The 12,761-nt window shown below is 63.9% G+C and carries 6 protein-coding genes; 1 reads left to right on the plus strand and 5 read right to left on the minus strand.

Translation table 11 applies throughout. From position 1 onward, the window contains the following. Window positions 1-145: 145 nt before the first annotated feature. The 5 genes from KHF85_RS19710 to KHF85_RS19730 form a co-directional block, all read right to left on the minus strand. Window positions 146-487, minus strand: coding sequence for a hypothetical protein (locus KHF85_RS19710; protein WP_284567968.1), 342 nt, complete (start codon window positions 485-487; stop codon window positions 146-148). 22 nt (window positions 488-509) lie between these two features. Continuing rightward, window positions 510-4,712 (minus strand): RHS repeat domain-containing protein, encoded by a 4,203-nt coding sequence (locus KHF85_RS19715; protein ID WP_284567969.1) that lies wholly within the window; start codon window positions 4,710-4,712, stop codon window positions 510-512. 409 nt (window positions 4,713-5,121) lie between these two features. Then, window positions 5,122-6,078, minus strand: coding sequence for an IS1595 family transposase (locus KHF85_RS19720; RefSeq protein ID WP_284566649.1), 957 nt, complete (start codon window positions 6,076-6,078; stop codon window positions 5,122-5,124). A 199-nt stretch (window positions 6,079-6,277) separates the two neighbouring features. Beyond that, window positions 6,278-10,114, minus strand: coding sequence for a translocation/assembly module TamB domain-containing protein (locus KHF85_RS19725; protein WP_284567970.1), 3,837 nt, complete (start codon window positions 10,112-10,114; stop codon window positions 6,278-6,280). Then, window positions 10,111-11,892, minus strand: a complete 1,782-nt coding sequence (locus KHF85_RS19730; RefSeq protein ID WP_284567971.1) for an autotransporter assembly complex protein TamA — start codon at window positions 11,890-11,892, stop codon at window positions 10,111-10,113. Before KHF85_RS19730 ends, KHF85_RS19725 begins: the two co-directional genes overlap by 4 nt. Before the next feature lie 506 nt (window positions 11,893-12,398). Here KHF85_RS19730 and KHF85_RS19735 point away from each other — a divergent pair. Then, window positions 12,399-12,722 carry a hypothetical protein gene (locus tag KHF85_RS19735; RefSeq protein WP_284567972.1) on the plus strand — a complete coding sequence of 108 codons (324 nt, stop codon included), beginning with the start codon at window positions 12,399-12,401 and terminating at the stop codon, window positions 12,720-12,722. The last annotated feature ends 39 nt before the right edge of the window (window positions 12,723-12,761 follow it).

The raw sequence follows: 12,761 nt of genomic DNA on the forward strand, positions 1-12,761 counted from the left end.
CGATTGCTAATTTGAAGCGCACTGCATCGCCGCGAAAATTCGCCGTCGTAACCTTCCCATTTCGGATAGGCCTCAAAAATAATTGCATCCATTGGCTCGCACTTCGACAAGGCAGTTGCCGTCGCTGCAACTCTCTCCTGCCGACTTATTTTTTCAGGCGGATGGACAGAACCTTGGTGCGAGCGCCAAAGACACACTTTCCTGCATCCACAATGATCTCGACGTCAGCGTTAGAGGCGTATGCCGACAACGCCATTGCCACGAGCTCCTTGTACGCCGCATGGCTCTTCTCTATCCCAAAGTCATTCAGGGAAGCTGTGCATCCAGTCGGGCCGTTTATCGAACTATGGATGGCGATTCCCTCTCCCTCCCAGCCATTTTCGATATAGGTGATCTTTGCCGGACCTACCAGATTCGCTGCCTGAACTGTCTGACAGAGGCTGATCCCGGCAACCAGAACCGACACCCCTAGCATTTTAGAAAACATATCGAGCTCCCCGTTGAATGGTTTAGTTAAGCAGTAATTGGTAAAGAATGGGCGCGATGTCGAACGCTGGTTGCTGCGTATGCGCCACGTTTGCAGCTGCGCTGCATGTTCCATCTGGCTTGCACGCCGAGACGCGGTACGCGTAGTTGCCGGAAGGCCTGGCGAGCGATGTCCAACTGGGATCGGCGCCGTCATAGACGGATGTCCAGGTCACGCCATCCACGCTCTCTTCCACCACATAGCGCGTCGCGTCACCAGCCGCGGTCCAGTTCACGTAGTCCTTGACCGACATCGACTGCCCGAACGTCCAATCGGCTTCGGCCACAAGGCTCCCACCCAGCATGATGTAATCGGTCGCCTTGGCCTGACGCTGGTTCTTCTGATAGCGCAACGCTCCGGCCTGGTCGTACATCGAGCCGATGGCGCCGCCGCTTTGCATCGCCAGGGTACGGCGGCCGTAGCCGTCGTAACGGTAGGTTTCCTTGCCCGTCGCCTCGCGCAGGCGATTGCCGTAATCGAAGACGAAGCCTTGGCCGTTCTTGTTGTTCAGATTGCCCTGCACGTCATAGCTCATGCCGATGACGGTGCTGCCGCTGCAGTTGCCGGTCTTGACGTTGGTCAGCTGCCAATAGACGTCGTAGCAGTAGTAGTGGTCGCGGCCCCGCGCCACGACGTGGGTCAGATTGTCGAGAACATCGTAGGCGTACGTCGCGGTACCGAACATCGGCGACTGGGCCGAGGTGAGTCGATCCAGGCCGTCGTAGCTCATGGTGCGGTTGCCACGCTGGTTGCGCCCGGTCGCGCCATCGCTGATGCCGGCCACGTTGCCGTTGGCATCGTAGTCGTAGCCGTCGCTCAGGAAGGCCGTGCCACCGTAGGCATCCTGACTGGTGTCAGGCAGCTGGCGCGCATTCTGGGTCAGCGTGTGGATGATGCCATTGCCGTAGGTGAACTGCTTGATCGCGCCGTTGGGGTAATAGCTCACCCCGGTCGCATAGCTACCTGCCTGCGTGGGTTGCCCCAATGCATTGGGTGCATAGTCGATGGTTTGCCCCGACGGATAGCGGTGCGCTGCCAGATGTCCATTGGCGTTGTAGCCATAGCCGATCGCCCAGGTCTCGCCATCGGCCTGGCCCTGGCTTTCTGCTATGAGCAAGCGGCGTTTGTTGTAGGCGAAGCTGTTGTAGGTCGCGATGCCATTGTTGACCGTGGTGATCTGCCTGACCTCGCCATCTGGCCAATAGGCCCAGCGCTGGTTGCCGTTGCCGTCCGGGAAGGTCAGTGCCTTGATCCGGTTACGGGCGTCGTAGCTGCGATCGACGCGGCGACCGGAGGCGGATGCAGCATCTGCGTCGCAGGCTGTCGTGCTGGGCAGCGATAGTCCGCTTGCGGTCCAGACGATGTTGCCTGCCGCGTCGTAGCCGTTTGCAGTCGTACCCGTCTCCGGCTCGATCGTTTTGCACAGTTGTTGATAGCCGTCATACACGTAGCTACGGATCAGGGATACACCACGGCTGGCATCGTGGCGCCGGATCGACGTCGGTTTACCAAAAACGTCGCGTGAAATCTCGGTGGTCGCGCCTTCCGGGTGCTGGATCCATATCGGCGCTTCATAGCCTGGGCGGTCGAAGACCTGATAACCAGAGACCGACTGATTCCCTCGCGGGTTGGTGACGCGTGTCTGGCTATTAGGAAGATATTCCGTTCTGGTCGTCAACAACCCCTGTTCCGAATCCTGCGACACGGAAGTCGTGCGGCCAAGCGCGTCGTACTGCGTCCAGATGCCGGCGGTCAGCTGATCGGAACTGCCAGGGTAGGAGGCGAATACGGTGTGCCCATCATGATCATAGGTGAATCGATTGAAGCGCTGGGTCGCACCAGTGTTGGCGGCGTCGTATTCTTGCGTCAACACTGGCCGCCATAGACCATCGAGGTAAGTGATCTTTCGTGCGCTTCCGGTCGAAACCGTGTGCCGCCAGTGTCCAGCGGGAAGGCCGAACTCCGCGGCGTTCACCTGCTCAAACGCAAGGCCAGTCGAAGCCCAGGCAACCGTGTCGCTCGATGGATAGGCGATATTGGTCAGGCGCCCCATGGCATCGTACGTGTAGTTGGTTGCATACCCGTTCTCGTCCGTCGCCGAGCTGATCAGGCCACGGTCGTCGATGACCGCACTGTCGCTGCCGCCGTCCGCGTAGGTGATGCCTTGCGGCATACCGCGCTTCCAGCCGCTGAGAGTGGTCGCATTACCGTTGCCGTCGGTCACCTTCGATACGGTGCCATCTGCGTTGTACGCGACCGACTGGACGGTCTTGCCGAACCGCGAGAAGCGCGTCGGCAGGGCAGTCGCCGTATCGTAGCTACTGGCGGACATCTCCTGTGCATCGCCAGGCGCCGTTTTGGTCACGGAGGCGACCTGGCCGATCACCCACAAATTGAAGTTGTCGTAGTACGCCGTGGCCTCGGTACGCGAGTTGAATGCGCTGGAGCGGGTTACGCTGATCGGTCGGGCGAACACATCGTAGCTGTTCACCGCCATCTGGAAGGTTCCGCCATCCTGGGTGATGGTGGTGCGCTTCAACGGCCTTAGACCCGCGATGGAGGCGTCGCTATTCGATCCATGACCAGAGCCGACGAAGCTTGGAAATGGCTGATTGGCGGCCTCGTCGTTAGTGATGTACTCATTCTCGCTCTTGCTGAGGATATTCACGGTGTTCCCGGACGAACCGCTCATGATCGAACCGGTCTCGACACCAAGATCCAATCCTTCATTGAAGTTGTACCACGCGCCAAATGTATATCGCTTGAAGTCGTTCCCGGGACCACGTACTTCGGTCTGCATGGACTTGCTGCATTCGTTTGCGGGCAGATTCGGACGCTTGCAGTTTTCCTCAAACGCCTCGTCTCCGACACCGATGTCGTAAGTGTAAGACCACCGCATGGACGGCAGCCCAGGACCTTCGATTGACTTACTGATCAGGGTAAAGGTGTCCGAGAAGTCCGGAATGCTCAGGTATTGATAGCTTACACTCGGCCCCCTTGCATCCATAAAGCTATTGCACAGCTTGGGGATGTTGTTACGGAAATGCCGCCGGACCGATAATTCGTATGTTGCCGTAGCACCGCTTGGCAATATCACCGCATAGCTGAAGTTGCCCGACGACAGCTCTGGCATCGGGCAACTGGGTTTACCTGTGTACATGGGCGGCGAAGGAGTAGGTGTAATGCTCATATCGCCGCTTTGCACGTAGCGCGACTGCGCACTGTCCGGCTGCGTCACCGTTAGCGACTTGCCACCATACGCGTACGTCCAGTTCCCGATACTGGACTCCACCGAGGTGATGTTGCCGCCGGACGTGCCGGTCACGCGGATATAGCGGCCATCGCTGGCATCGATACGCGACAACTGGTCGCCGTTGTAGGTATACGTGACCCAGTTGCCGAAGCGATCCTCGACCCGAGTGGCCAGGAAGAAAACAGCCACACGGGTCATGGACACGCTGGCGGAGTAGTTGCCAGTGCGCTTGGAGAGGCCAGAATGCGTCTTGCTGACTACCCAGTCGAAGTAGTACTTGTCCCCCTCCGGTGACAGCGCCACGAAGCCTTCGCCCGGATAACCGTTCTTGGTGCTGGCCAGGCAAGAGAATCGCCAGAACCCTTTGGTAATCCAGGGATAGTTGGCGCCGTTGCTTGGCGTGGGCAGTTGGCTGGAGGGATCTCTCAGCATCTGCTGTTCGCCGTAACCAGGAACATGCAGCCAGTTTCCCGACGCGTAGTCCACTGCGGTCAAATGGTTGTAATCCGGTGGCTGTGCCGGCTGGCTGCAGCGGCTATTCGGGCTCGATCCGTAGACCTGCCAGCCATCCGGGCTGAATATCCCTCTGAGATTGGGCACATCGAGCGATCCGCCCACACCGAAGCCACCGAGCTTCCCACTGCGGCCAGCGCCCTCGTCTTCCACTACATGCGAGCGCTGTAGCCGGACGGGAAGCTTGTTGTTTCCGGGAATGTCGATATCGGTCCAGTTGAACTCCACCGCACCGTTCTTCAGGCTGATCTGTTCGCCGAAGGAGTCGACGCTCAATCGACCGATATCTTGCGACTGCTTGATGCGCTCGATGTATTTTTGATCGAACCGCAGGTCCTGCGCATCGGCAAGCGTCGCGAATGCCAGCGCCAACAGGGCTACGCCTGCGCGCAGCCGAAGAAAGGTATTGGACGTATCCATGTGTGCTCTCAAGAACGATCAGCGACCAATAGAGCCATGCCTCGGCTACGGCATGGACGATTCGCCCGTCTGCCGCAGGAGTGGCTGAATTCAATGCATCACTCGCAGCGCCGACCGAATCGATCGCGCGCAGGAACGCGCCAGGCGACGGGCTACGTCGCTGGTGTCCGTTGATACGAAACGATGCTCACCGCTGCGGCAAGCAAAACAGCGCCCGAATGACGATCCATGTTTTCCCCTGATTTAACACCGCACCCTGGTGCGCTTGTCGAGGCGCACCAGCTGATGACCGCGTTGCCGGCAATGCAACAACGTTCTTTCGCTTCGATCCGAACCCATGCGGATGGCCCCCTACATCCGAACAGCCGCGATGCTTCCTGGATCGAGCAACCCCCACTGCAAGACCTGATTAGCGCTGTGTCTCAGCTGTCGTACGCAGTTGCTGCTCTGTGAGCCTTCCCGCGCCGGCCAGGGCACTGGCCAGGCGCGGCACCATGGCGGCCAGGTTGAAGCGGCGATTGAAGCGGTAGGCATGCGCATGCAGGTAGCGCGCGCCGTATTTGGGGAAGTCCACCGCATGGTGGGTGCCGCTAAGCGCCGTTTTGAGATTGCCCAGGATCGTATTGACCCAACGCAGACGAGGCTGCTGGACGCCTTTGCGGCCGCTTCCGGTCACGATGGCATCGTGGGTCAGGCCTGCCCAGCCCACACCGGTGAACGCTGTCAGCCCATCACTGACGACATGGGTGCCCGGTGCCAGTGCCTGCTGAGCCCACGTGTGCACGACGCTTCTTCGGAAGCTGGAGACCACATCCAGGCGGAGATAGCGCGGGCGCCCTTGATGCAGGGAAACCGCTGCAATAAACGGCACTTTATTGCGCCACTGCGGTTGGCCTGGACCACCGGCGCGTTCGCCGCCCAGATAGGCATCATCGATCTGGACCTCTCCGTCGAGCCGGCGTGACTGCTCACGATCGGCCATCGCCGACATCACTTTGTGCTTGATCCGCCATGCAGTGCGATAGCACACGCCCAGTTGCCGAGCCAGTTCCAGCGCAGCAATTCCGTTCTTGGCTTGGCTCACCAGATAGATGGCCAGCCACCACACCCGCAAGGGAAGCTTGGTGTCTGCCATGGGCGTGCCGGCGGTCAAGCTGGTCTGTACCCGGCAGCGCGCGCACTGCCACAGGTGCTGGCGTCCCCGCTCAAAGCCACTGGCATGCGTGTGTCCGCACTGCGGACACACGAAGCCATTGGGCCACCTGGCCTGAACCAAGGCCTCGACACATTGCGCCTCGGAGCCGTAGCGGCTCAGAAAAGCCGGAATCGAAAGCCCCTTTTGGAACTGGATCCGATTGAGCGTCATCGCCGTATCTCACTGAAGAACCTGCATTTCTAAACCAAGGCAGCATCACCAGCTGAGACACAGCGCTAATCAGGACTGCAAGATAGGCCTACGGCATGCTTGCGCAGCAAGGCTTTCACGGCCTAACCGTGATGGACCGCACGTGCGCCTGTCAAGCAGATTTTAGCGCCCGCACGATGACGCTTTCGGGAAACCCTACTTACTTCTCCTTCCGCCAATTCACCGACCCACGATTCTCCACCGTGCTCGATTCCACCTCCGCGTCGAAGCCGCGGCCGAGCAGGTATTTCAATGTCAAGACAGAACCGCTGCCAACCAACGACACCCCATAGCTGACGTAGAGTTTCGGCGACAGATATTTGCCGAAGCCGACCACCGAGCCGCCGAGGGTGCGCGACTGGCTGACGCCGGCGTCGTCGAAGCCGAGCCTGGCGCCGAGTTGCGAGGCGAGGAGGCCGCTGCCCGCCGATAGCGCGCTGGCCGCGGCGGTGACCTGGTCGGCTTCGTCGCTGCTGGCGTTGCTGAGGCTGCGGCCCAGCACCAGGTACGACATCGCTTCGGATTGCGACATCGACGGGTCCGACCACACGTCGGCGCGCGGGGCGGTGGCGCGGCCGGTGACGTCGATGCCGGCGGTGACGTCGCCGACCTGGCGTTGCGCGCGGATGTTGATGCGCGGGTCGGAGACGATGTTGTTGCTCCAGGTCAGTTGGCCGCGGGTGATGGTCAGGTCCTGGCCGTAGGCCTTGTACTGGCCGCTGACGTCCAGGCCGCCGGTGGCGGTCATCTCGCGGCCCTGGCGCGAGCGCACCTGCATGGCGCCGGTCAGCGCGCCCTTCAGGCCGAAGCCGGCCATCTTGACCTGGTCGCCGAGCACCACGCGCAGGTCCATTTCCAGCGGCGAGCTCGGCGCTTCTTCCGGGTCGGCCGGGTCCAGCACCACCACGTCCTCGGACACCGAGGTGCCGCGGTCCAGCCGCTCCAGATCGATGTCCGCCGATGGCACGGTGACCTGGCCGTTCAATGTCATGGTCTTGTTGGCGATGCCGAACTGCAGGTCGGGGTTGGCCACCGCGCGCAGTTCGGCGGTATTGGACACCAATACATTGGTGCCGCGGATATTCAATTGCAGCGGCGTGGTGTCGCCGTACCAGGACAGGCCGCCGTCGACGTTGAGCGTGCCTTCGCCGGATTTGATCGAGGCGACGATGCGCGCCGAGCCGTCCGGCTGGGCATCGAAGCGGCCTTTGCCTTCGCTCAGGGTCAGGCCCAGCGCGGGCAGTTCGCCGGTGAAGTTGCTGAGCGTGGCGTCGCCGCCCATCGACGGTTGCGAGCGCGTGCCGCGCAGGCTGACGTGGCCTTCGACCAGGCCCTTGGGCCGCACCAGGTCCGGCGAGAACAACTCCATCCAGTAGAGCCGCGACATGTTCATGTAGATCTCGCCGGTGAGCGGCGCGTACGCGTCCCAGCCGGTGTCCACGGTGGCGTCGATGAAGCCGTCGCCCTGGAAGCCGACGCCGAGCTTGGAGTGGATGTGCTGGGCGGTGAAATCGGTGACGAAACTGAATTGGTCGTAGCGCACCAGTTCGCCGCGTGCGTTGTCGCCCAGGCGCAGGCCGCCTTCGCGCGAGGCCAGCCGCAGCGATCCCTGCCAGGCATTGCCGGCCGGCTTGAAGCTGCCGTCGAGGGTGAGTTCGCCGCGCAGGTACATCTTGCGGCCGCTGTTGGGCGGTAGCCACGGTTGCACCAGCGACAGCGGCAGCGCGTCGCCGCGCAGGGTCATGCCCTGCCTGGGCCAGTCGGCGGCTACGCACAGCGCACCGCCGCCGGTTGCGCCGAGGCAGGTGTCGGAAAGCGTGAAGGCGCTGCCGGCGATGGCGAACGTGGCCGGTTGCCGCAGTTGCCACGGCTCGCCCTTGGCCGGCGCCACCCGCAGCGTGTTCAGGCCGCCCTGCCAGCGCGCGCCGTCGCGGCGCAGCTGGCCGGCGAAGGCGAGCGCGCCCATGGCGTTGTGGGTGTCGGCATCGAGCTGCAGGTTTTCCACCGCGCCGCGCGCGTCCACGCGCAAGGTCTCGAGCACCACGCCGGCGCTGATCGCGCTGCCGCGCAGCGCCAGTTCGCCGCCGCTGCCACGCCACGGCAGGCGCCCGCGCAGGCTGACGCTATCGGCGCCGTAGCTGTCCCACTTCAGGCCGTTGCCGGTGAGGTCGGCGGTGAGGTCGGGCGCATCGCGGCGGCCCTTGACCTGCACGCTGCCGCGCAGGCTGCCGGTGGCGCCGGGCAGCAGGTCGGCCAGTTGCAGCGGCTGCAGTTGCGCATCGATGTCGAGCTGGTCGCCGACCTTGCCCTGCGCCTGCACGCGGCTGTCGCCCAGTGCCAGTTGCAGCTTGCCTTCGCCCTGCTTGCCCTGCAGCGCGAACTTGCCTGTGGCATCGAGCGGGCGGCTGCGCAGCTTGCCGTTCAAGCGCGGCACGTCGAGGCTGGCCTGGTAGCCGGCGGCGCTGCCATCGGCATGCGCCGGCAGCTGCTTGCCCTTGGAGGCGAACTGGCCGGACAGGTTGCCGTCCCAGCCCGGCGCGAAATAGCCGGGATCGAAGCCGGCCAGCTTGGCGTTCAGATCCCAGCTCAGTTCCGGCACCCACGCCACTTCGCCGCCGAGGTCGAGCGTGCCGGTAGGCATCTTCGCCTGCACCTGCGCCAGCTGCGCGCGTTGGTCGTTGCCGCGTACGTCGAGATGCAGTTCGGCGCTGTCCTTGCCGCGCGCGACGGTGGCCTCGCCGTAGGTGGCCCACTGTTTCAGCGTACCGGCCAGGCCGAGGTTGGCCTCGACCAGTTTGATCGGCACGGCCGGCGCATCCGGCGTGGACGGATCCGGCGTGGTGGCGAAATTCAGGCCACTGGCATTGACCGAGAAGCGGAACGTGGCGTTGTCCGGATCGCGGAAGTCGGCCGTGCCGCGCAACCGCGCCTGGCCGTCGAAGGCGCGCAGTTGCAGCGGCGCGACGGTGAGTACCTGATTGTCCAGATGCACGTTGGACGGGTCCAGGGTCAACTTCTGCGCGCCGTACGCGAGCTGGCCCTGCAACTTGGCGTCGCCGCCCTTGCCTGAGGCGCTCAGGTCGAACGCAATCGGTTCGCTGCTGGTCGCCGCGGCATCGCCGGGCGGCACGAACAACGATGGGTCCAGCGCCTTGCTGCTGGCAGCGAATTGCCAGGTGGGATCGGTGCGCCCGCTGAACACCAGCGTGGCGCGCAGCGGCGCCGGCGCGTTGCCGGCGATCGCCACTTCCATCTTGTCCAGGTTGCCGCGCGCGACCAGGCCCAGCCGCGCCGGGGTGCGTCCGCGCGCGGCCGGCAACACCGCCGTGGCGGTGAGATCGGTCTTGTAGTCCTGCGCCGGCACGTAGTGGCCATCGACGCGGAAATCGCCGCGGTCGCTGGTCACCACCAACTGCTTCGAACGGAATTCCCCATTGGCCACTTCGATGCCGCCACGCAGCGTGTGGATAGCGATCATCGGCTGCTGCGCCTGGATGATGCGCAGGCCATCGATCAGGATGCGATCGGCCTGCAGCGCCAGCGGCACTTCGATCTGCGGCAGCGACTGCGGCCAGCTCGGCAGTTCGAACGGTTCGTCGCTCTTGGCCAGGTTGAGCGTGGCGTTCTGCAGCTGCAGCGTGTCGAGTTGCAGCTTGCGCCCGAGCAGCGGGCGGATGTCCGGATCCAGGTAGGCGCGCTCGGCGGTGAAGTGGATCTGGTCGTAGCGGAAATCCAGGTTGTACAGGGTCAGCGGGCCGGCCAGCGGGCCTTCGGCGCGCTCCCAGGTCAACGAAGAACCGGCCGGCAGCCGCGCCACGATCTGCGCCAGCAGCACGTCGCGCCCGGCCACGGTCTGCAGCAGCCAGTACAGCGCCAGCAAGGCCAGCAAACCCAGCCCGGCGACGGTCAGGGCCGAGCCCCACCAGAAGCGCTTGCGCCGGTAGAAGCGCGGGCGCCGCGGCGGCGGCGCGGGCGTGGCCGGGCCGGTCGCGCTCACAGGTTGGCTCCGATGTTGAGATAGAGCTGGAACTGCGAGTCCGGATCGTTCAGGCCATGCGCGATGTCCACCCGCACCGGTCCCACCGGCGAACGCCAGCGCACGCCGAAGCCAACGCCGGTATGCCAGTCGGGGGTGTCGTCGAAGGCGCTGCCGCTATCGACGAAGACCGCGCCGCCCCACGGCCCGCCCTTGAAGTAATGCTCGTATTCGGCGCTGCCGGTGAGCAGGTGCTTGGCGCCGAGTGCGAAGCGGTCCGGCTTGGCGGTGCGCGGGCCGACCTCGCGGAACGCATAGCCGCGGATGCTGTTGTCGCCGCCGGCGAAGAAACGCAGGCTCGGCGGCATCGCCACCAGCGCATTGGTCCAGGTGCTGCCGGCTTCGCCGCGCAGGATCAGGCGGCTGGCGTCGCCCAGGCCCTGGAACCAGTTCAGGCGCATGTGCGCCTGGGTGAAGCTGGCGTCCGAACCCAGCCCCTGCGCGCCGGCGCGCAGGCTGAGGTTGCCGCTGAAGCCCTTGCGCGGGAATACCTTGTCGTCCACGCCCACGTAGTCGGCCTCGATCTGCGGATAGACCAGCGTGGAGTACTGGTACAGCGCGCCGTCGAACACCTCGCCGGTGGCGTAGCGCCAGCGCTCGCGCAGCGCATTGAGCGAGGCGATCGCGGTCCAGTGTTCGTTGATCTCGCCGCTGCGGCTGCCGGTGAGCTTGAGGTTGCGCAGGTCGATGTAGTCGGTCTGCTCGTCGTAGGCACGCAGCGAGGCCGTGTACCAGCCGTCGAGCCAGCGGAACGCCGGCACCCGGTAGCTGGTGATCAGGCTCTTGCGCTTCTGCGCGTAGTCCAGCTGGGTGCTGAGCTTGTGCCCGCGCGCGTTGACGTAGCGCCGGTCCACGCCCAGGCGCACGCCGGCGCCGCTCTCGCTGCCGTAGCTGATGCCGCTGGTGTAGATGCTGCGCTTGGCGCGGGTCAGGTTCACGTCCACCGGCACGTTGCCGTCGGCGTCGGCCTCCTCGGGCTTGGGCTGGATGTCGACGGTGCTGAAATAGTCGAGCTTGACCAGCGACTCGCGCAGCCGGTCGAGCTTGCCTTCGTGGTAGTAGCTGCCCTCGTCCCAGTAGACCAGCGGATCGAACAGCGTCTGGTTGAAATAGTCCTGGTGGAAGCGGATCGCGCCCATGTTGTAGCGGCGGCCGCTGTCCCAGCTCAGGTCGATGTCGGCGGCGTGTTCGGCACGGGTGACCTCGACCTTGCGCTGGGTGAAGTCGGCATCGAAATAGCCGCGCTCGGCCAGGCGCCGGGTGATGGTGACCTTGCTGGTCTCGTAGGTGGTGTGGTCGAAGACCTCGCCGGTCTTGGGACGGAAGTTGCGCAGGTCCTCGCCCAGGTAGCGATCGTCCTCGGCCGGCCCGGTGATGCCGACGTGGAAGGTACGCACCCGCACCGGCTCGCCCTTGTCCACGTGCACGGTCACGGTGAGCGTTTCGTCCTTGCGCGGCGCTTCGACGGTGATGGTCGGGGTGTAGTAGCCGAACGGTTCCAGCGCCTGCCGGGTCTGCCGCTCGGCCTGGCTCAGCAGGTACTCCAGGCGCGACTCGCCCTGTACCTTGCCGATGGCCTGGTACAGCGACAGCGAGACCTGGATGTTCTCGATCATCGCCGCATCGTCGTCTTTGTCCAGGCCTTGTATCTGGACTTTTTCGATGGTGCCGCTGGCCTGGGCAAGGCCGACCAGCGACAGCAAGGACACGAGAAGGGAGAGGCGGAGGATCGATCGCATGGGCGCCAGAATACCGACACATGGCGTGAAGCTGTTAACCGGGCGTTCGCACAGGCGATCCAGCGCCGCATCTGCTGCTCATGTCGCGGGCCGTCCGGCATGGCGTTGGCCCACGCAGCGCATGACCGAGCGGCGTTCGCGCTGCTGCGCGACCGCCGCGCAGCGAACGCAGCCAGAGCGCGGCGGCGGCGCCTCCATCGCAACCCGACAGCGCCCGGCCTCCCTGCACGGCCAACCTTGTCCACCGTGACCGTGACTGCATACCCGCGCTTGTCCGCGCCGGATCGCGACACTGCCGCGTTGGGTCCCGCAACCTCGTCGCTGGGCGCCGGGCGGCCTGGCTGCCGCTGCATCCTGCTTGCCCGACGGCAAGGCGGACGCCCTGCCATGGCGAGACCGCCGGCGCGGTCCTGGCCAATGGGAGACGACGCGTGTGCGGCGCCTACCTGGGGGGGCGGACGCATTCAGCGTAGCGGACACGCGCGGCCCACCGCTACCGAAACTGCATGCTGCATATGCGCTGTATGGCGCCAGCAAGGAATGTCCGAATTGTTTTTTATGAAACAATTCTGTGGCGCGTCCCGATCTCGATCGGTTCGTCCACAGCCGCACATTTTCGCGCATCCCCCATGCACTGCCATTCCGGTGCGTTAATCTTCCTGCACGATCTGGAAATTTATTCGCACCAGATTCCATACCCTTCATATCCAATCAAGTTTTATGGTCGTAGCGGATATGCTGGAAAACGCATCCAGATACTCAAGGCGGACGGTATGCAAGGCAGACGAATCCTGCAAAAAACACTTGCCCTGCCGATCGGCCGATACTGACGCATCACCAAGCCAGGCAGGCGCATCGCACCAGCCCTG

Origin of the sequence: Xanthomonas graminis pv. graminis (assembly GCF_030168915.1) — a bacterium.
In the GTDB taxonomy this organism is placed as follows: Bacteria; Pseudomonadota; Gammaproteobacteria; order Xanthomonadales; family Xanthomonadaceae; genus Xanthomonas_A; species Xanthomonas_A translucens.

What these genes read in the sequence shown, in the direction of transcription:
- KHF85_RS19710 (WP_284567968.1), bottom strand. Translation starts at nt 487, where the DNA reads ATGTTTTCTAAAATGCTAGGGGTGTCGGTTCTGGTTGCCGGGATCAGC.
- KHF85_RS19715 (WP_284567969.1), bottom strand. Translation starts at nt 4,712, where the DNA reads ATGGATACGTCCAATACCTTTCTTCGGCTGCGCGCAGGCGTAGCCCTG.
- KHF85_RS19720 (WP_284566649.1), bottom strand. Translation starts at nt 6,078, where the DNA reads ATGACGCTCAATCGGATCCAGTTCCAAAAGGGGCTTTCGATTCCGGCT.
- KHF85_RS19730 (WP_284567971.1), bottom strand. Translation starts at nt 11,892, where the DNA reads ATGCGATCGATCCTCCGCCTCTCCCTTCTCGTGTCCTTGCTGTCGCTG.
- KHF85_RS19735 (WP_284567972.1), top strand. Translation starts at nt 12,399, where the DNA reads ATGCTGCATATGCGCTGTATGGCGCCAGCAAGGAATGTCCGAATTGTT.